A 19,714-nucleotide genomic window follows, 5' to 3' on the forward strand; every position below is an offset into this window, starting at 1 on the left:
CTATGCCTCGGTGGGCGGCAGGGCCAGTGCGGCGAGCACGCGTTCCAGCGAACTCCCCAGGTTCCAGCGGGTGGAGAGGTCCTCGAGGGTCATCGGGTCGAGCGGTTCGACCGGGAGGGCCGGGTCGAAGGCGGGGAGCCGGCAGTCGGTGGCGACCCGGACCACGGTGGGGGCGACGTCGAGGTAGCCCGATCCGTCCAGGAGGTTCTTGCGCCGGGCCGGGGTCAGCTTGGAGTCCGGGTCGAGAGCGGCCGCCCGGATCCCGGCCAGGTCGCCGTACATGTGCAGCAGTTGGGCGGCGGTCTTCTCGCCGATGCCCTTGACCCCCGGCAGCCCGTCGCTGGCGTCGCCGCGCAGGGCCGCCAGGTCGGCGTAGGAGGCGCCGTCGACGCCGTACTTCTCCCGCAGCAGCCGGTCGTCGGTGACCTGCAACTGCCCGACCCCCTTCACGGGGTAGAGCACGGTGACCCGCCGCGCGTCGTCGACCAGCTGGAACAGGTCCCGGTCGCCGGTGACGATCTGGACCGGCCCGGCGGCCCGCGCGGTGAGCGTGCCGATCACGTCGTCCGCCTCGTAGCCGGGCGAGCCGACCCGGGCGATGCCGAGCGCGTCCAGGACCTGCTCGATGACCGGGACCTGGGGGGAGAGGGTGTCCGGGATCTCCTCCTCGCCGTCCTCGGCGGGCTCGGCGGCGAGCCGGTGGGTCTTGTACGAGGGGATCAGGTCGACCCGCCACTGCGGGCGCCAGTCGGCGTCCATGCAGGCGACCAGCTGGTCGGGCCGGTGGTCCTGGACCAGGCGGGCGATGAAGTCGAGCAGGCCGCGGACGGCGTTCACCGGCTGCCCGTCGGGTGACTTCATGGACTCCGGCACGCCGAAGTAGGCGCGGAAGTAGAGGCTGGCGGTGTCGAGCAGCATCAGGCGGGGTGCGGTCACCCTCAGATCATGCCGCACCACGCTGACGTTCCGTCGGTCCGGCGGACCACGCGCCGGTCGGTGCCCGTGCGGACCACGCGTCGGTCAGTGCTCGTGCGGTCCGGCGCGGTGGACGGGGCCGTGGGCGTCGGCGCAGTGTTCCCACGGCTCGGTGCCGGGGCCGGTGATCTGCAGCAGCCCTTGGGCGTCGTCCTCGCCGACGTGGTCGACCTGGAGGGTGCTGTGGCTGATCCGGTACTCCTCGCGCAGCCGCCGCTGCAGCGTGCGGCGGACGGCGTGGCAGTCGCCGCCCGGGGTGACCAGGATGTGCGCGGACAGGGCGGGCTGTCCGGAGGTGATCTCCCAGATGTGCAGGTCGTGGATCTCCTCGACCATGGGGGAGGCGACCATCCGGTCGGCGACCACGTCGGGGTCGATTCCCGCGGGCGCGGCCTCCAGGAAGATCCGGCCGGAGTCCCGGACCAGGCCGACGCCGGCCCGGAGCATCAGGGCCACCACGATCAGCGAGGCGATGGCGTCGGCCTGCTCGAAGCCGGTGGTGAGCACGATGGCGCCGGCCACCGCGGTGGCGATGAAGGCGTACAGGTCGGTCAGCACGTGCTGGAAGGCGCCCTCGACGTTGAGCGAGCTGCGGTTGGCCTTGGACATGCACCAGGTCGCGGCGATGTTGACGACGATCCCGACCAGCGCGGTGACCAGCACCAGCGCGCCCTCCACCGCGGGCGGGTGGATCAGGCGCTGGACCGCCTCGTAGCCGAGCCAGGCGGACAGCACCAGCAGCGTGACGCCGTTGGCCTGGGCGGAGAGGATCTCGGCCCGCTTGAGCCCGTAGGTGTAGCCGCCGCGGGCGGGCCGGGCGGCGAGCCGCATGGCGACCAGGGCCAGCACGATGGAGGCCGCGTCGGTGAGCATGTGGGCGGCGTCGGAGATCAGGGCCAGCGACTGGGCGGCGAAGCCGACCACCACCTCGCCGGCCATGAACACCACGATCAGCGCGAGGGCGCTGAGCAGCCAGCGGCGGTCGGCGTCGGCGGCCACCGCGTGCGAGTGCCCGCCGTGCCCGCCGTGCCCGCCGTGGTCGTGCCCGCTGTGGTCCTGCCCGCTGTGCTCCGGGCCGCCCGGGTCGTGCGCCTGGTGGTCGTGTCCCTGGTGGTCGTGGCCGCCCATCGAGATCCTCTCCCGCACGCTCCGGTCGCCGGGCGCAACTGCCCGTCCACGAAGTGAACCCCAGATCGGAGGAAGATCCAAAGCCTGCACTGGTGACCGTTGTCGTTCCCGTCGGACGGGCTACCGCGGGGCCGCCGAGCGGCCGAGCGGCGGCCCGTCCGGGCGGCGGTCCGCGCGGCGGACGGGTGCGCTCCCGGCGGTCAGCCGACCGGCTGCAGCTCGGGGGTACGGGCGGCCGCGGCGGCGCCCACCAGCGCCTGCATCACCCGCAGGTCCTCGCCCTGCTCGGGGTGCCACTGCACGCCGAGCACGAAGGCGCCGCCGGCGGTGTCCTCCACCGCCTCGACGGTGCCGTCCTCGGCCCGGGCGCAGACCGTCAGCCCTTCGCCGAGCCGGTCCACCGCCTGGTGGTGCGAGGTCGGCACGACCAGGCTCTCCGTCCCGAGCACCCCGCCCAGCCCGGTGCCCGCGAGCGCCCGGACGGCGTGCCGCCCGTAGCTGCCCTCGCCGCCCGCGTGGCCCTCGTGGTGGACCACGTCGGGCAGGTGCTGGATCAGCGAGCCGCCCCGGACCACGTTCAGCAGCTGCATCCCCCGGCAGATCCCCAGCACCGGGACGCCGGCGGCCAGTGCGGCGCGCAGCAGCGCCGCCTCCCAGACGTCCCGCTCGGGCGCGATGGCCTCGGTCCTGGGGTGGGCGGGCTCGTCGTAGAGCCGCGGGTCGACGTCCTCGCCGCCCGCGATCACCAGGCCGTCCAGCCGGGCCAGGACGGCGGGCGCGTGTTCGGGGGCGTCCGGGGGGAGCAGGACGGCGACGCCGCCGGAGTCCCGGACCAGGGCCGGGTAGCGTTCGGGCAGCATGACCGCGAGCCGGCGGTCGAAGCGGCCCCAGGCGGCCGTGGTGCGGTAGGTGCTGATGCCGATGACGGGCCGTTGGGCGATGCCGTGGGTCATGCCGGGAATTCTGCCGCCTCGCGGGGCGGGACGCGGCCGCTGGGGCGATCCGGGTGAGCGGTGTGTCTTTCTCATCCGAATCTCATCGGGGGAGCGCCAATCTCAGCTCCCGCTGATTCCGTGCTTATCCGCGGGCCCTTAGATTCTCTGGGGTGAGCGAGCAGATTCCCGCCGGGTGGTACCCGGACCCGAAGGACCCCACCGGCGACCCGCGGCCCGAGCGCTGGTGGGACGGCCATGGATGGACCGCCGAGACCCGGCCCGGCGCGGTCGCCGACGCGGTCGGGAGCGACGACGGGCGGGTGCTCGAAGGGCAGGTGCTGGGTGCCGACCCGACGGTCCGCTTTCCCGAGCTGCCGCCGGCCGACGCGGCCCCGCGCAAGCCCAGGACCGGCCCCGGCAAGGCGGTCCTGCTGGCCGCCTCGGTGGCCGCGCTGATCGGCCTGGCGGTGGGTTCCGGGGTGACCTACCTGGTGATGGACGGCCGCTCCGGCCACAGCAGCGCGGCGGACCGGCCGGGCCAGCGCCCGGGTTCGGACAGCATGCGCGGCCCGGGCGGCGGCCCCGGAGGCGGCTTCGGTGGCAAGGGCGGCAACGGCCAGGGCGGCCAGAACGGCCAGGGCAACGGCCAGGGCGGACGCGGCGGCAACGGCGGCCCGGGCGGCGGCGGACCGGCCGTCGACGTGGTCAACCGGATCAGCCTGCCGGTCCCCGACGGCTGGGACGGCGGCACCACCGACAAGGGCTACGCCGCGCTCACCATAGGCTCGTACACCTGCGCCGACGGCAAGAGCGACTGCTCGCTCGGCGGGGCGGTCACCGGCAAGATCGACGGCACCGACGCCAAGCAGGCGGCGCTCGCGGACATCGCGGCGGCGGCCAAGGAGTCGTACAACGACGTCAAGTCCCACGAGGAGCTGAAGTCGGAGGCGGTCACGGTCGCCGGGAAGAGCGGCTACCTGGTCCGCTGGAAGGTCGACGCGGCACAGGGCAACGACGGCTACGTCGAGACGGTGGTCTTCCCGACCGCGGACGGCAAGCAGCTGACCACCGTCCACCTGGGCTTCGACATCGATCCCAAGGCGCCCGACGTGAAGGTGATGGACACCATCGTCTCCGGGATCGCCGCGTACGACGGCCCCGCCCCCGGCGGCGCCCCGGGCGGCACCCGCACCTGAGCGGGCCCGCCCTGCCGACGGTCCCCGGCGCCCGGCGCCGGGGACCGTCGCGCGCCCGCGACGCGTGGGGTCAGTGGCCGGTACCGAGACCGTGGATGGAGCCGGACTGGATCGTGGTGCCGTGGATGCCGCCGGTGACGGTGTTGTTGACGATCTGCACCGAGCGCGGTCCCGGCTCCTGGTGCGGGCGGAGCTCGTCGAGCAGCGCCCGCAGCTGGGCGGCGGCCTCCGGGTCGGCCGCGAGGGCGCGGCGCAGCCGGGCCTCCCACTCCGCCTCGGCGCCGAGGGCCGCGGCCACCTGGTCATCGGCGCACAGCAGCTCGCGGCGGACCTCCTCCAGCTCCTCGCCGACTGCCTCGCTGCGCCGCCCGAACAGCGACGCGAACCGGCCGCGCGCCTCGGTCCACAGCTCGGTCACCATCAATCCGACCAGCGTGCTCGCCCCTGACGTGGCCAGTGCGACGATCTCCGCCTCCATGGCGGCCCCCTCTCGGTGTCACCGTCCGACTGACCGTCAGCCTAGACCGGACCGGTGATGGTCAGAGGTACGTTTTCCCCTCTCCCCGGTAGGTGGGCACGGTGTCGACCACCCGGTCGCCCTCGATCAGGTGCAACTCGGCGAAGCGCTCGCACAGTTCGCCGGCCTTGGCGTGCCGGAACCAGACCCGGTCGCCGATCAGCAGGTCGTCGGCGGCCGGGCCGAGCAGCGGGGTCTGCACCTCGCCCGCGCCCTCCTGCGGGTCGTAGCGCAGTCCGGCGGGCAGGTACGGCACCGGTGAGCGGTCCGGCCCGGCGGCGCCGGACGCGGGGTACCCGCCGCCGAGCACGGTGACCACCCCGACCCCCGGCCGCCGGACCACCGGCTGGGCGAACAGGGCGGCCGGACGGCCCTGGAACGAGCGGTAGTTGTCGAACAGCCGGGGCACGTACAGGCCGGACCCGGCGGCCACCTCGGTCACCGCCCGCTCCGCCACCGTGCTCTCCACGCTGCCGGTGCCGCCGCCGTTCACGAACTCCAGGTCCGCGACCTCGCGCAGCCGCCGCACCACCGCGGCCCGCCGGACGGCCAGTTCGGTGCGGGCCTTCGCCTGCATCAGCTGTATGGCCCGCGAGCGCAGCGGCCGGCCGGCCACCCGGTCGCCGACGCCGGCGATGTGGCCCTCGTACGCCATCAGGCCGACCACCCTGAACCCCGGCCGGTTGTGCACCAGTTCGGCGAACGCGCCGAGCTCCGCGGGGGTCCGCAGCGGCGCCCGCCGGGCGCCGACCCGGACCCGGCCGCCGAGCAGGTGGAGCGAGGTGTCCAGCTCCAGGCAGACCCGGACGGTCTCGGTGCCCTCGCGGGCCCGGTCCACCAGGTCCAGCTGGGCCGGGTCGTCGATCAGGACGGTGACGGCGGCGGCCAGTTTGGGGTCGGCGGTCAGCTCGGCGTAGCCGGAGCGGTCGGCGGACGGGTAGGCCAGCAGGACGTCGTCGAAGCCGGAGCGGGCCAGCCAGAGCGATTCGGCCAGGGTGAAGCTCATGATCCCGGCGAACCCGTCCGTCTCCAGCACCCGTTCCAGCAGGGCCCGGCAGCGCACCGACTTGCTGGCCACCCGGATCGGCTTGCCGGCGGCCCGGCGGACCAGGTCGGCGGCGTTGGCGTCGAACGCGTCCAGGTCGACGACGGCCAGCGGCGCGTCGAGGTGCGCGGTGGCCCGGTCGTAGCGGGCCCGGTCGGCGGCGGTACCCGGGGCGGGGCGGAGGTTGGCCATGGCCGCAGACTGCCACACGGCGCTACCGCTGGGTAGGGTCCCGTCCGGGATATCGCGGCCGGGTGGCATACCCTCACGGGGTGGAGCGCAAGAACATTCCGAACCCCGGGTTCGCGGACGACGACGGCACCGCCGACCCCCGCCTGGCCGCGGCCCTGGCGGCCTGGGCCGAGGACCGCGCGGCGGAGGACGAGCTGCTGGACGCCCTGACCGCGAGCCGGCTGATGGTGCCGATCGTGGCCCTGCTCGGCGAGGTGGAGACCGGCCCCGACGGCCTGCGGCACGAGAAGACCAGCGACATGGCCGTGCCGGTGGTCGAGGCGGCGGACGGCCGCCGGGCGCTGCCGGCCTTCACCTCGCTGGCGAGCATGGCCCGCTGGCGCGCCGACGCCCGGCCGGCCCCGGTGGCCGCCCCGCAGGCCGCCATGGTGGCGTACTCCGAGCGGGCCGACACCCTGCTGCTCGACCCGGCCGGGCCGGTCCCGTTCCAGCTGACCGGCGCCCGGCTGCGCGCGGTCGCGGAGAACCGGCACTACCTGCCGCCGGTCGCCGATCCGCAGGTGCGCGAGGCGGTGCGCGGCGTGCTCGCGGCCGAGCCGGCCGTCGTGGCCGGCCATCTGCTGCCCGGTGAGGGGGTGGACGGCACGGTGGCGGTGACCCTGGCGGAGGGGGCGGCCGACGCGGAGGTCCGGGGGACGGTCGAGCGGCTGGCCCGGGCGCTCACCGGTGACCCGGTGCTCCGGGTCAGGCTGGACCGCGGTCTGCAGCTGGCGCTGGTGCCGGTCACCACCGCTCTGCCCGCCGACGCGCTGTACCGCCGCTGACCCGGCGCCCGCGGGCCCGGTCGGCCGTCCACCGGCGCCGGACACGCCGATGCCCCCGGAGTCCGGCTCCGGGGGCATCGGCGTACGGGAGCGGGGGCGCTCAGGAGTAGACGGGCCCGGTGAACTTCTCGCCGGGGCCGGCGCCGGGGGCGTCCGGGACCAGCGAGGCCTCGCGGAAGGCCAGCTGGAGCGAGCGCAGGCCGTCCCGCAGCGGGGCGGCGTGGAAGTTGCTGATCTCCGGCGCGCCGGCGGTGACCAGACCGGCCAGCGCGGTGATCAGCTTGCGGGCCTCGTCCAGGTCCTTGTCCTTCTCGCCGCCCTCGGCGAGTCCGCACTTCACGGCCGCGGCGCTCATCAGGTGGACCGCCACGGTGGTGATCACCTCGACGGCCGGCACCTCCGCGATGTCGCGGGTCAGGTCGTCGAAGCCGATCGCCTGGTCGTCGTCGTGCTCGTGCGGCTGGCTGGTCAAGGTGGGCTCACTCCGTCGTGCCGGGTTGGGTACACAGCGAGCGTACCCAGCCGGTGCGCCGCCGCAGGTGGGCGGTGGGGCCCGGCGGGGCCGGAATACCGGTGGCCGGGGAAAGGCTGTATGCTTCGAGACTGACCGGCCAGGTTCCCGCATGGGTTCGTGGCCAGCAAGTGGAGGCTCCACCCCGGAGGTCCGTCAGGGCCGCCGAGCCAGTCTCCCACCCGCTTCGTCCTCACGGTCGACGGGTACGGTCCGCGACAGGCGCCCGTCAGGGTCGCAGGTCGCCAGCGGCGCCCTCATCCGGCGCCCAGGATTGTGTGGAGCCCCGCGTGCAACCGTGCGGGGCTTTTTTCGTGCTTGCGGTGCTGTTCGCAGCGCAGCATGAATGAAGCCCCGCCCAGTGGTCGAAGCCACTACGTGCGACCGCCGTCCGACGGCCGCATCGAAAAAAGGTGCAACCGAGGAGGCCCCATCAGCACCGAGCCCCGCATCAACGACCGGATCCGCGTCCCCGAGGTGCGACTCGTCGGTCCCAGCGGCGAGCAGGTCGGCATCGTCCCGCTCGCCAAGGCGCTGGAGCTTGCCCAGGAGTACGACCTCGACCTGGTCGAGGTTGCCGCCACCGCGCGGCCGCCGGTCTGCAAGCTCATGGACTACGGCAAGTTCAAGTACGAGTCGGCCATGAAGGCCCGTGAGGCGCGCAAGAACCAGGCGCACACGGTCATCAAGGAGATGAAGCTCCGGCCGAAGATCGACCCGCACGACTACGACACCAAGAAGGGTCACGTCGTCCGGTTCCTCAAGCAGGGCGACAAGGTCAAGATCACGATCATGTTCCGCGGTCGTGAGCAGTCCCGCCCCGAGCTGGGCTTCCGACTGCTGCAGCGGCTCGCGGACGACGTCCAGGACCTGGGCTTCGTCGAGTCCTCGGCGAAGCAGGACGGCCGAAACATGATCATGGTTCTCGGCCCGCACAAGAAGAAGACCGAGGCGATGGCCGAGGCCCGTGCGATTGCGGACGCCCGCAAGGCCGAGCGCCAGGGCCGGACCCCCGGTTCGGCCGCCGACGACACCGAGGACGTCGAGGCCGATGAGGCCCTCGACCAGGCCGAGGCCGTCGAGGGCGACGAGGCCGCCGAGGTCGAGCAGCCGGCCGAGACCGCGCAGGACGCCTGAGCCCCAGGGCTCACGGCTCGTCCGAGCGACCGGCCACCAGGCACCGGGGCATCCGCCCCGGTGACCGAGAACCGCCCTCCTGACCCGACACCTGGGTGGGGAGGGGCCTGTGCCCGGGGCCCGCACAGCAGTGTGCGGGCCGAGGGCGGACGATGAGGAGAGACGGCGACATGCCGAAGCAAAAGACGCACAGCGGCGCCAGCAAGCGCTTCAAGATCAGCGGCTCCGGGAAGGTGCTGCGCGAGCGTGCCGGCCGTCGCCACCTGCTGGAGCACAAGCCCTCGACGCTGACCCGCAAGCTGGCCGGCACCGTCGAGCTGGCCCCGGCCGACGCCAAGAAGATCAAGAAGCTTCTGGGCAAGTGATCGCTCGCCCGCGGCAGCGCCGCGGGACCGGCTGATCCTTCCCGACCCAATCGAATGACGGACCGCGTGAAGCAGTCCGCGGTCCAAACCTAGGAGTAATCAAGTGGCACGCGTCAAGCGGGCAGTGAACGCCCACAAGAAGCGCCGGGTCATCCTCGAGCGGGCCAGCGGTTACCGCGGCCAGCGGTCGCGCCTGTACCGCAAGGCCAAGGAGCAGGTCACCCACTCGCTCGTCTACAACTTCAACGACCGCAAGAAGCGCAAGGGCGACTTCCGCCAGCTCTGGATCCAGCGCATCAACGCTGCGGCCCGTGCCAACGGCATCACCTACAACCGCTTCGTGCAGGGCCTGAAGGCCGCCGGCGTCGAGATCGACCGCAAGATGCTGGCCGAGCTGGCCGTGCACGACGCCGGTGCGTTCGCCGTCCTCGTCGAGGTCGCCCAGAAGGCGCTGCCGGCCGACGTGAACGCGCCGAAGGTCGCCGCTGCCTGATCCCGAGCGGATCACAGCTGAGCTGTCCGGACCCGCAGGCCCCAGGGCCTGCGGGTCCGATTCGTTGGCGCGGCCCCCGGCCTCCCGGAGCCACCGGCCCTACCCAGAGAACGAGAGCATGCAGAGCACCGACACCCCCCTGCTCACCTCCCTGCGCTCCCCGCGGGTGGCCGCCGCCCGCCGGCTCGCCAAGCGCAACCAGCGCAGCAAGGAGCGCCGCTTCCTGGCCGAGGGCCCGCAGGCCGTCCGGGAGGCGGTGGCGTTCGGGCGGCTGCCGGGCTCGGCCGAGCACGCCGTGGTGGAGATCTACCTCACCGTGGACGCCGCCGAGCGCCACGCGGAGATCGTCGAGGCCGCACTGGCCGCCGGACTGCCGGTGCTCACCGCGACCGACGAGGTGATCGCCGAGATCTGCGACACCGTGACCCCGCAGGGCATCGTCGCACTCTGCCGCTTCATCGACACCCCCTTCGAGCAGGTGCTGGCCGCCCGCCCGCAGCTGGTCGCGGTGCTCGCGCACGTCCGTGACCCCGGCAACGCCGGCACCGTGCTGCGCACCGCCGACGCGGCCGGCGCGGACGCCGTGATCCTCACCGACGCCTCGGTCGACCTGTACAACCCGAAGGCCGTCCGGGCGTCCGTCGGCAGCCTGTTCCACCTGCCGTTCGCCACCGGCGTGCCGATCGAGGAGGCCGTCGCCCGGCTGCGCGAGGCCGGCGTACGGGTGCTGGCCGCGGACGGTGCGGGGGAGCGGGACCTGGACCAGGAACTCGACGAGGGCACCCTGGGCGCGCCCGGCGCCTGGGTCTTCGGCAACGAGGCCTGGGGCCTGCCGGAGGAGACCCGCGCACTGGCCGACGAGGTGGTGCGCGTCCCCATCCACGGACACGCCGAGAGCCTCAACCTCGCCACGGCCGCCGCCGTCTGCCTCTACGCCTCGGCCCGGGCACAGCGCTCGCCCGGAGGCTGTCGCGTACGGGGGTAGGGGCGCTAGGGTCTGCTCGGGGCGGCAACACGCTGGGTAAGCGGGAGGGACACCCATGGTGGGCAGCGGTGCACGGCTCGACCCGGACGATCTGCCGGACGGGCTGGTGGTCGCCGACGCCCGCGGCCTGGTGACCGTCTTCAACGCCGCCGCCGCCCGGATCACCGGCCGCTCGCAGGCCGCGTCGCTCGGCGCCCCGCTGGAGCAGGCGCTGCCGCTGGAGGACCTCGACGGCCGGCGCTGGTGGCAGCTGACCGACCCGTACGGCGGTCTCGCGGTCCGTACCGGCCAGCCGGAGCGCAACCTGCTGCTGCCCGGCGGCCGCGAGGTGCTGGCCTGCGCCCGGTACGTCCGGGACCGCCCCTGCGGGCCGGTGCGGCAGGTGGTGGTGTCGCTGCGCGGCACCGAGGCGCGCCGGCGGACCGAGCGCAGCCACGCCGAACTGATCGCCACCGTCGCGCACGAGCTGCGCTCCCCGCTGACCAGCGTCAAGGGCTTCACCGCGACGCTGCTGGCCAAGTGGGAGCGGTTCAACGACGGGCAGAAGCGGGTGATGCTGGAGACCGTGGACGCCGACGCCGACCGGGTCACCCGGCTGATCGCCGAGCTGCTGGACATCTCCCGGATCGACGCCGGGCGCCTGGAGGTCCGCAAGCAGGTGGTCGACCTGCCGGCCGCGGTCCGCCGGCACGTGGCCGGCAAGATCGCCGCCGGGATCCCGGCGGAGCGGTTCGACATCCGGGTCGGCGAGCCGGCCGGGCCGCTGTGGGCCGACCCGGACAAGGTCGACCAGGTGCTGGCCAACCTGCTGGAAAATGCGGTGCGGCACGGCGAGGGCACTGTCACCATCGAGGTGGCGCCCGCCAAGGAAGTGGTCGAGGCGGCCGGCTGGGAGCCTCCGGGCACCCCGCCCCGGGTCCTGGAAGGAACAGCGGTCACCGTGAGCGACGAAGGCAGCGGCATCCCCGAGGAGTCGATGCCGCGCGTCTTCACCCGCTTCTGGCGCGGCTCCAAGCGCGGCGGCACCGGACTCGGCCTCTACATCGTCAAGGGCATCGTCGAGGCCCACGGCGGCACCATCCGGATCAGCCGCGCCCCCGGCGGCGGCGCCCAGTTCCGATTTATCCTGCCCGCCGGAGTGCCGGACTTCATGCTCTGAGAGCCCCTGGAGCGACCGGCCCGGCGGGCTCCGCCGTGCGGGGGCCCCGCGGACCTGCGGCCGGCCCTGCGCGCGCTACGACTACACTCGACCTTTGGCGTTGTGGTACGCCCCGCGCGGCCGAGCCGCGGACACCCCTCCTCCCGTCACCGGGACCGGCTGCCCGCGACCAGGCCACGCCGGGCGTGACGCAGGGGCGAGCTGTTCCACCAGAACCCTTCACCAGCAGGAGCACGGGAAAGATAGAGATGTCGGCACCCAATAAGTCGTACGACCCGGTAGAGGTCGAGGCACTCAAGCCCGAGGTGGTGGAGCAGGCCCGGGACGAGGCCGTCGCGGCGTTCGCCGCGGCCGGCAGCCTCGACGAGCTGAAGGCCGCCAAGGTCGCCCACACCGGCGACCGCTCCCCGCTGTCGCTGGCCAACCGCGAGATCGGCGCGCTGCCGCCGCACGCGAAGGCCGCGGCGGGCAAGCTGATCGGCCAGGCCCGCGGCGCCGTCAACCAGGCGCTGGCGAAGCGTCAGGCCGAGCTGGAGGCGGAGCGGGACGCCCGCGTGCTGGTCGAGGAGGCGGTCGACGTCACGCTGCCGTACGACCGCGCCCCGCGCGGCGCCCGGCACCCGCTGACCACCCTGGCCGAGCGGATCGAGGACACCTTCGTGGCCATGGGCTACGAGGTCGCCGAGGGCCCCGAGGTCGAGGCGGAGTGGCTCAACTTCGACGCCCTCAACCTGGACCAGGACCACCCGGCCCGCTCGATGCAGGACACCTTCTTCGTCCAGGCCCCGGACGGCACCCCGGACTCCGGCGTGGTGCTGCGCACCCAGACCTCCCCGGTCCAGGCCCGCACCATGCTCGACCGCGAGCCCCCCGTTTACGTGGTCTGCCCCGGCCGGGTCTACCGGACCGACGAGCTGGACGCCACCCACACCCCGGTCTTCCGGCAGGTCGAGGGCCTCGCGGTGGACGAGGGCATCACCTTCGCCGACCTCAAGGGCACCATCGAGCTGCTGGTGTCCAAGCTGATCGGCGACGGCCTGCAGCTGCGCTGGCGGCCCTCGTACTTCCCGTTCACCGAGCCGAGCGCCGAGATCGACCTGCAGTGCTTCGTCTGCCGGGGCGAGAGCGTCGGCAACCCGGACCGCCCCTGCCGCACCTGCTCCTCCGAGGGCTGGATCGAGCTCGGCGGCTGCGGCGTGGTCAACCCGCGGGTGCTGGTCGCCTGCGGCGTCGACCCGAGCCGCTACAGCGGGTTCGCCTTCGGCCTGGGCCTGGAGCGAATCCTGATGAACCGCCACAACGTCGCCGACATGCGCGACATGGTCGAGGGTGACGTCCGCTTCACCCTCCCGTTCGGGATGGAGATCTGATGCGCGTCCCGCTTTCCTGGCTGCGCGAGTACGTCGACCTTCCGGCGGGTGAGACCGGCCGTGACGTCGCGGCCCGCCTGGTCCGGGCCGGTCTGGAGGTCGAGACCGTCGAGCAGCTCGGCGCCGACCTCAAGGGCCCGCTGGTGGTCGGCGAGGTGCTCTCCATCGAGGAGCTGTCCGGCTTCAAGAAGCCGATCCGGCACTGCTTCGTCAACGTGGGCGCCGCCAACGGCACCGGCGAGCCGCAGGAGATCGTCTGCGGCGCGACCAACTTCGCCGTCGGCGACAAGGTGGTCGTGGTGCTGCCGGGCGCGGTGCTGCCCGGCCCGTTCCCGATCGCCGCGCGGCAGACCTACGGCCACACCTCGGCCGGCATGATCTGCTCCGCCCGCGAGCTCGGCATGGGCGACGACCACAACGGCATCATCGTGCTGGAGCCGCACCACGAGCCCGGCACCGACGCGATCGAGCTGCTGCAGCTGGTCGACGAGGTGCTGGACATCGCGGTCACCCCGGACCGCGGCTACTGCCTCTCGATGCGCGGGGTGGCCCGCGAGGCCGCCGCCGCGTACGGGCTGCCGCTGGCCGACCCGGCGCTGCTGGACGTGCCCCCGGCCAACTCCTACGGCTACCTGGTGAAGGTCGCCGACCCGGCCGGCTGCGACCGCTTCGTGGCCCGCACCGTGACCGGCGTCGACCCCTCGGCGCAGTCGCCGATCTGGCTGCAGCGCCGGCTGCAGAAGTCGGGCATCCGCCCGATCTCGCTGACCGTCGACATCACCAACTACGTGATGCTGGAGGTCGGCCAGCCGCTGCACGCCTACGACCGCAACCGGGTCGACGGCCCGATCCAGGTCCGCCGGGCGGCCGCGGGGGAGACCCTCACCACCCTGGACGGCGTGAAGCGCAAGCTGTCCACCGAGGACCTGCTGATCTGCGACAACTCCGGGCCGATCGGCCTGGCCGGGGTCATGGGCGGCGCCACCACCGAGATCCTCGAGCCGGTGGTGGACCCGGAGACCGGCCAGGTCACCGGCTCCACCGACGTGATCATCGAGGCCGTGCACTTCGAGCCGGTCGCGATCGCCCGCTCCGCCAAGCGCCACAAGCTGCCCTCCGAGGCGTCCAAGCGCTTCGAGCGCGGCGTCGACCCGGAGGCCGCCCGCGCCGCCGCCCAGCGCGCGGTGGACCTGCTGGTGCTGATCGCCGGCGGCACCGCCGAGGCGGGGGTCACCGACATCGCCGCCCCGCACCCGCTGCGTACCATCGCCATCGACGCGGACCTGCCGGACCGGGTCGCGGGCACCGGGTACGGCCGCGAGACCGTCACCCGGCGGCTGCAGGAGATCGGCTGCACCGTGGTGGGCGCCGACATCCTGGAGGTCACCCCGCCGACCTGGCGGCCCGACCTGACCGACCCGTACGACCTCGCGGAGGAGGTCATCCGGCTGGAGGGGTACGACAACGTCCCCGCCCGGATGCCCACCGTCCCGCCGGGCCGCGGTCTGACCGAGGCGCAGCGGTTCCACCGCCGGGCCGGGGTGGCGCTGGCCGGGGCCGGGTTCGTCGAGGTGAACAACTACCCGTTCGTCGGCGAGGCCGCGCTGGACGCCCTCGGGCTCGAGCCGGACGACGACCGCCGCCGCACGGTCAAGCTGGTGAACCCGCTCAACGACGAGGAGCCGGGCCTGCGCACCACGCTGCTGCCGGGGCTGCTCGGCGCGGTGCGGCGCAACCTGGGGCGCGGCAACACCGACCTGGCGGTCTTCGAGACCGGCACGGTGTTCCTGCCCAAGGCGGAGCTCAAGGTGGCCCCGCGGCTGCCCGTCGACCGCCGTCCGAGCGATGCCGAGCTGGCCGAGCTGGACGCGGCCCTGCCCGACCAGCCGCGGCGGATCGCCGTCGCGCTGGCCGGTGAGCGGCTGCCGTCCGGCTGGTGGGGCAAGGGCGCGCAGGCGGGCTGGGCGGACGCGGTCGAGGCGGCCCGTACGGTGGCCCGCGCGGCCAACGTCGAGCTGACCGTCCGCCAGGCCCAGCGGGCCCCGTGGCACCCGGGCCGGTGCGCCGAACTGCTGGTCGGCGACCGGGTGGTGGGCCACGCCGGTGAGCTGCACCCGCGGGTGACCAAGGCGCTGCACCTGCCGGAGCGCACCGCGGCGATGGAGATCGACGTGGACCTGCTGTTCGCCGAGGGCGGGCAGCGGGTCAGCGGCCCGGCGGTGTCCTCGTACCCGGTGGCCACCCAGGACGTCGCGCTGATCGTCGACGCGGCCGTCCCGGCGGCCGAGGTCGAGGCGGCGCTGCGGGACGGCGCGGGCGCCCTGCTGGAGGCGATCCGGCTGTTCGACGTGTTCACCGGCGAGCAGGCGGGCGAGGGCAAGAAGTCGCTCGCGTACTCGCTGCGCTTCCGGGCCGACGACCGCACGCTGACCGCGGACGAGGCCTCGGCCGCGCGCGCGAACGCGGTGGCGGTGGCCGGCGAGCGGACCGGCGCGGTGCTGCGCGGGGTCTGAGCGCGGCAGGCAGCGGCGAACGGCCCCGGGCCCAGAGGGCACCATCCCGGGGAGGGGGAGGTCCTTGTCTTTTTTTGTTTTTTCCGCCGTCCCGCCGGTCTTGACGCGGACATTGTCGGCGCAGGTGGGAGGGGGTGCGGGCGTGGCGGGCCGCCGGGTGCCGGGATTTCGGCCAACTGGTCGGTGGTGCGCGGGGGTTGCGGCCCGGGGAGCGGAGGCGCTTCAATCAGTTAGGAAAGTTTCCTAACGTGAACTGCGGGTACCCCCATGCCCGCAGTCGGCAGACGGAGCGTCACATGGCACTGCAGCACCGCACCGCCCGTACCGCCCTGGCGATCGTCCTCGCCGCCATCCCCCTGACCGTCGCCACCGCCGGCGTCGGACATGCCGAGACCTCGGTGGTCTCGGTGGCGGCCGTGGGCCTGGACGACGCGCACAAGAAGGACATCGCCATGCAGCTGGTGTCCAGCGCCGAGAACTCGTCGCTCGACTGGAAGGCCCAGTACAAGTACATCGAGGACATCGGCGACGGCCGCGGCTACACCGCCGGCATCATCGGCTTCTGCTCCGGCACCGGCGACATGCTCGACCTGGTCGAGCACTACACCGACCTCAAGCCGGGCAACATCCTCGCCAAGTACCTGCCGGCCCTGCGGAAGGTCAACGGCAGCGAGTCGCACTCCGGTCTCGGCTCCGCCTTCGAGAAGGACTGGGCGACCGCCGCCAAGGACACCGTCTTCCAGAAGGCGCAGAACGACGAGCGCGACCGGGTCTACTTCAACCCGGCCGTGAGCCAGGCCAAGTCCGACGGGCTGCGCGCGCTCGGCCAGTTCATCTACTACGACGCCATCGTGATGCACGGGCCCGGCACCGACTCCGACAGCTTCGGCGGCATCCGCAAGGCCGCGATGAAGAAGGCCAAGACCCCCGCCCAGGGCGGCGACGAGACCGCCTACCTCAAGGCGTTCCTGGACGCCCGCAAGGTGGTCATGAAGAAGGAGGAGGCGCACGCGGACACCAGCCGGGTCGACACCGAGCAGCTGGTCTTCCTCAACGCCAAGAACTTCGACCTCAACCCGCCGCTGAAGTGGAAGGTCTACGGCGACCCGTACAGCATCAACAGCTGACCCGGGACCGGCTCCGCTTATTCGCACGACAGTACGTCAGGGTGCTGGTAGCTTCTGCGACGTGGCGAAACTCAACCAGATCATCGCGGTCGAAAAGGGCGTCAAGTCCAAGTCCTTCCAGGAGCTCACCCAGGCCCATCACGGCCTGCAGAAGCCGGCCCTGCTGGCCGGCATCTCCCGCACCTACCAGCCCAAGGACGAGGAGGGCGAGCAGCTGCCGCCCGAGTCGACCCGGGTCCAGGTCAAGGCCGAGGACATCCTGCGCGCCACCGCCACCTCGCTCACCCGGCTGTTCGACGTGACCGCCACCAAGGACTGGGCCAACCAGGAGGCCCGCGCCGACGTGGTGGTGGACGGCCGGCCGCTGCTCAAGGACGTGCCGGTGACCTACCTGCTCTTCCTCGAGAAGCAGCTCACCGACCTCTACACCTTCGTCCGCAAGCTGCCGGTGCTGGACGCCTCGGAGGCCTGGAGCCCCGACCCGTCCACCGACGCCTGGAAGACCGACGCGGTCCGCACCATCCGCACCAAGAAGGTGCCGCGCAACCACGTCAAGGCCGAGGCGACCGAGAAGCACCCGGCCCAGGTCGAGGTGTACTACGAGGACATCCCGGTCGGGTACTGGACCACCGTCAAGTTCTCCGGCGCGCTCCCGGCCCGGCGGGTCAACGAGCTGGTCGAGCGGGTCGAGAAGCTGCAGCAGGCCGTGCAGTTCGCCCGCGAGGAGGCCAACGGCGCCGAGGTCACCGACCGGCGGACCGGCGACGCCGTCTTCGGCTACCTGTTCGGGTAGCCTTCTGATCGCCCCTCGTGCGAGCGAAGGGGTGCGCTGGCAACAGCGCAAGCTGACACTGATGTTGAAGCTGACGACGGGGTAACGGTGGAGGTTCGAGTCCTCCCCCCGGCACCACGTGCCGGGGTGGCCCAAAGGGTAGAGGCAGCCCCCTGAAACTCAGACTCTCGCTCCAGTCTCAGTATTCGCCGCCGCGCGCCGGATCGACCGAGTGCGGACCAAAGGGTCGGATGCGGGTTCAAGTCCCGCCTGTGCCTCTCGTGGCACGGTAGTTCAAAGGCAGAACACGACACTGTCAAAATGATCCGCAGCTCTTAAACGTGCCGGCGCGAGCAAGTGGGTGGCACCTCAGGGGCCCGGGAGCCGGATACCGCTCCCGGGTCCCGTCACCATGTCCGGCCGCTCGGGCGTCACCGGCCGCCGCGCCCGCCCAGCCAGTCGGCCCAGGTCGTCGTCCCGCGCCGCCCGTACGGCGCGGTCATCGTGTACGCCGCCCGCATCAGCGGCGCCGGCGCGTACAGGCCGATCACCTTCCGGGGCCGCCCGCGCGCCCACTGCCACTGGTCCACCAGCGTCCCCAGGGTCAGCACCTCGGGCCCGGCGAAGTCCTCGCACCGCCCGCCCGGCCCGGCGGCCACGCACTCGGCCACGTACCCGGCGAAGTCCGCCGCGTCCACCGGCTGCACCGGCACCCGGGCCGGCAACGGCAGCACCGGCAGCCGGGCCGCCTTCCCCAGCATCCGGTCGAACAGCCAGTGGAACTGCGTCGCCCGCAGGATCGAGAACGGCACCCCCGACTCCCGCACCAGCTCCTCCGCGGTGAGCTTCAACCGCAGGTACGGCCCGCGCGGCCGGTCCACCCCCACGATCGAGATGTACGCGAAGTGGTCCACCCCCGAACGGGCCGCCGCCTCCAGCAGCAGCCGGGTGCCGTCCACGTCCACCTCGGGCGGACTGCGCCACAGGTCCGCCGGGCGCGGGTAGCCCCGCCGCGCGGCCGGCGAGCAGGTCGCCGCGTGCACCACGGCGGACACCCCGGCGACCGCCTGCGCCACCCCCGCCCCGGTGGCCAGGTCCCCGCGCACCCAGTCGACCTCGCCCCCGGTCCCCGGCGACCTGGCGAGCACCCGCACCCGGTACGCCGGGCGCAGCCGCTCCACCAGCTCCCGCCCCAGATGCCCTGTCCCGCCCGTGACCAGCACGATCGCCATCGCCGCCACCTCCAGCCGGTGATCCAGGCCCACCTACGAGCCTCCCACCGCCCACCGGCCCGGTCGACCCGGGGACACGGCGCCGCCCCCGCCCTCCGCGGGGAGGACGGGGGCGGCGGGCGCGGCCGGTCAGGCCGAGGCGGTGTAGTCGTAGAAGCCGCGGCCGGACTTGCGGCCCAGCAGACCGGCGTCGACCATCCGGGAGAGCAGCGGCGGAGCGGCGTACAGCGGCTCCTTGTACTCCTCGTACATCGACTCGGCGATCGAGACGATGGTGTCCAGGCCGATCAGGTCGCACAGCCGCAGCGGGCCCATCGGGTGGGCGCAGCCGGCCTCCATGCCCTTGTCGATGTCGGCCGCGGTGGCCACCCCGGTCTCGAACATCCGGACCGCCGACAGCAGGTACGGCACCAGCAGGGCGTTGACCACGAACCCGGCCCGGTCGCGGGCGCGGATCGGCTCCTTGCCGAGCACGTCGACGGCGAAGGCCTCGATCCGGGCGGTGGTCTCGGCGGAGGTGGTCAGCGTCGGGATGACCTCGACCAGCTTCTGCACCGGCGCCGGGTTGAAGAAGTGCAGGCCGATCACCTGCTCCGGGCGGGAGGTGGCGGCGGCCAGCTTCACGATCGGGATCGAGGAGGTGTTGGAGGCCAGGATCGCGTCACGGCGCTCCACGACGTGGTCCAGCGTCTGGAAGATCTGGACCTTGATGTCCTCGCGCTCCGCGACCGCCTCGACCACCAGGTCGCGGTCGGCGAAGTCCGCCAGGTCGGTGGTGAAGGAGAGCCGGGCGAGCGCCTCGTCCCGCTGCTCCTCCGTCAGCTTGCCGCGCTTGACCGCGGTCTGCAGCGAGTTGGTCAGCCGGGTGCGGCCGAACTCCAGGGCCTCGCCGCTGGCCTCGGAGACCAGGACGTCGAGGCCGGAGCGGGCGAAGACCTCCGCGATGCCCGACCCCATCAGGCCGCAGCCGATCACTCCGACGCGCGCGATGTCACTCACTCAGTTGCCCTTCACGTGGTGCCGGGGGTGCCCGGCCGGGTGCTCTGCGGGCGGTGCGCCGGATCTCGTGGCCCGGTACCCCGCCCGGACGACGGTACTACCCCCCTTAACGACGGTTCACCTCCGGGCGCTCCCGTCCGGTGCCGGCGGCCCCGCCCGGCCGTGCCCCCGCGGGCTGCGCCGATCGGCTGACGTGCGCAGGGTCACCCGTGTGCTCCGGCGGCGGGCGGGCGCGCGGG

At 73.3% G+C, this 19,714-nt stretch carries 19 protein-coding genes; 11 read left to right on the plus strand and 8 right to left on the minus strand.

The annotated features are described in order from the left end of the window. The 3 genes from AC2TEW_RS14660 to AC2TEW_RS14670 all read right to left on the minus strand — a co-directional run bounded on the left by AC2TEW_RS14660 (position 1) and on the right by AC2TEW_RS14670 (position 3,056). Positions 1-918, minus strand: a complete 918-nt coding sequence (locus AC2TEW_RS14660) for a 5'-3' exonuclease (RefSeq protein ID WP_484623888.1) — start codon at positions 916-918, stop codon at positions 1-3. 102 nt (positions 919-1,020) lie between these two features. Continuing rightward, entirely contained in the window at positions 1,021-2,103 is a 1,083-nt protein-coding gene (locus AC2TEW_RS14665; protein ID WP_484623889.1) for a cation diffusion facilitator family transporter, read from the minus strand. Between the two features lie 200 nt (positions 2,104-2,303). Further along, complete coding sequence (locus AC2TEW_RS14670; RefSeq protein WP_484623776.1) at positions 2,304-3,056, minus strand: gamma-glutamyl-gamma-aminobutyrate hydrolase family protein; 753 nt, start codon at positions 3,054-3,056, stop codon at positions 2,304-2,306. 152 nt (positions 3,057-3,208) lie between these two features. Here AC2TEW_RS14670 and AC2TEW_RS14675 point away from each other — a divergent pair, with 152 nt between their 5' ends. Further along, positions 3,209-4,234: a DUF2510 domain-containing protein gene (locus AC2TEW_RS14675; RefSeq protein ID WP_484623777.1), complete on the plus strand. Its 1,026-nt coding sequence runs from the start codon at positions 3,209-3,211 to the stop codon at positions 4,232-4,234. Positions 4,235-4,304: 70 nt separating this feature from the next. Here AC2TEW_RS14675 and AC2TEW_RS14680 read toward each other — a convergent pair whose 3' ends face one another. Continuing rightward, the gene (locus AC2TEW_RS14680) at positions 4,305-4,712 is read right to left on the minus strand and encodes a hypothetical protein (protein WP_484623778.1); all 408 of its coding nucleotides are present in this window, start codon (positions 4,710-4,712) and stop codon (positions 4,305-4,307) included. 61 nt (positions 4,713-4,773) lie between these two features. Beyond that, on the minus strand, positions 4,774-5,988 hold the full coding sequence (locus AC2TEW_RS14685) for an amino acid deaminase/aldolase (protein WP_484623779.1): 1,215 nt from the start codon (positions 5,986-5,988) through the stop codon (positions 4,774-4,776). 80 nt (positions 5,989-6,068) lie between these two features. Here AC2TEW_RS14685 and AC2TEW_RS14690 point away from each other — a divergent pair, with 80 nt between their 5' ends. After that, a complete protein-coding gene (locus AC2TEW_RS14690; RefSeq protein WP_484623890.1) occupies positions 6,069-6,812 on the plus strand; it encodes an SseB family protein in 744 nt (247 codons plus the stop codon). A 100-nt stretch (positions 6,813-6,912) separates the two neighbouring features. Here AC2TEW_RS14690 and AC2TEW_RS14695 read toward each other — a convergent pair whose 3' ends face one another. Further along, on the minus strand, positions 6,913-7,284 hold the full coding sequence (locus AC2TEW_RS14695; protein WP_033825490.1) for a DUF1844 domain-containing protein: 372 nt from the start codon (positions 7,282-7,284) through the stop codon (positions 6,913-6,915). A 441-nt stretch (positions 7,285-7,725) separates the two neighbouring features. Between AC2TEW_RS14695 and infC the strand changes: the two genes are divergently transcribed. The 9 genes from infC (at position 7,726) to AC2TEW_RS14740 (ending at position 17,265) form a co-directional block, all read left to right on the plus strand. Then, complete coding sequence (gene infC / locus AC2TEW_RS14700; protein ID WP_484623891.1) at positions 7,726-8,460, plus strand: translation initiation factor IF-3; 735 nt, start codon at positions 7,726-7,728, stop codon at positions 8,458-8,460. Positions 8,461-8,630: 170 nt separating this feature from the next. Continuing rightward, positions 8,631-8,825, plus strand: coding sequence for a 50S ribosomal protein L35 (gene rpmI / locus AC2TEW_RS14705; protein WP_030055648.1), 195 nt, complete (start codon positions 8,631-8,633; stop codon positions 8,823-8,825). A 103-nt stretch (positions 8,826-8,928) separates the two neighbouring features. Continuing rightward, entirely contained in the window at positions 8,929-9,318 is a 390-nt protein-coding gene (rplT, locus tag AC2TEW_RS14710) for a 50S ribosomal protein L20 (protein WP_033825492.1), read from the plus strand. Between the two features lie 118 nt (positions 9,319-9,436). After that, on the plus strand, positions 9,437-10,303 hold the full coding sequence (locus AC2TEW_RS14715; protein ID WP_033825493.1) for a TrmH family RNA methyltransferase: 867 nt from the start codon (positions 9,437-9,439) through the stop codon (positions 10,301-10,303). 55 nt (positions 10,304-10,358) lie between these two features. Next, positions 10,359-11,462 carry a sensor histidine kinase gene (locus AC2TEW_RS14720; RefSeq protein WP_484623780.1) on the plus strand — a complete coding sequence of 368 codons (1,104 nt, stop codon included), beginning with the start codon at positions 10,359-10,361 and terminating at the stop codon, positions 11,460-11,462. A 248-nt stretch (positions 11,463-11,710) separates the two neighbouring features. After that, a complete protein-coding gene (gene pheS / locus AC2TEW_RS14725; protein ID WP_484623781.1) occupies positions 11,711-12,832 on the plus strand; it encodes a phenylalanine--tRNA ligase subunit alpha in 1,122 nt (373 codons plus the stop codon). Next, on the plus strand, positions 12,832-15,345 hold the full coding sequence (gene pheT / locus AC2TEW_RS14730; RefSeq protein WP_484623782.1) for a phenylalanine--tRNA ligase subunit beta: 2,514 nt from the start codon (positions 12,832-12,834) through the stop codon (positions 15,343-15,345). The genes pheS and pheT overlap by 1 nt, the downstream gene beginning before the upstream one ends. 296 nt (positions 15,346-15,641) lie before the next feature. Beyond that, entirely contained in the window at positions 15,642-16,472 is an 831-nt protein-coding gene (locus AC2TEW_RS14735) for a chitosanase (protein WP_484623783.1), read from the plus strand. A gap of 61 nt (positions 16,473-16,533) precedes the next feature. Beyond that, positions 16,534-17,265: a DUF7873 family protein gene (locus AC2TEW_RS14740; protein WP_484623784.1), complete on the plus strand. Its 732-nt coding sequence runs from the start codon at positions 16,534-16,536 to the stop codon at positions 17,263-17,265. A 410-nt stretch (positions 17,266-17,675) separates the two neighbouring features. Here the strand turns inward: AC2TEW_RS14740 and AC2TEW_RS14745 are convergent, their stop codons facing one another. Both AC2TEW_RS14745 and AC2TEW_RS14750 read right to left on the minus strand, forming a co-directional pair. After that, entirely contained in the window at positions 17,676-18,509 is an 834-nt protein-coding gene (locus tag AC2TEW_RS14745; protein WP_484623785.1) for an SDR family oxidoreductase, read from the minus strand. 96 nt (positions 18,510-18,605) lie between these two features. Further along, positions 18,606-19,475 (minus strand): 3-hydroxybutyryl-CoA dehydrogenase, encoded by an 870-nt coding sequence (locus tag AC2TEW_RS14750; RefSeq protein ID WP_033825499.1) that lies wholly within the window; start codon positions 19,473-19,475, stop codon positions 18,606-18,608. Positions 19,476-19,714 lie beyond the last annotated feature (239 nt).

The organism is Kitasatospora sp. NEAU-CNBT7, assembly GCF_057220535.1.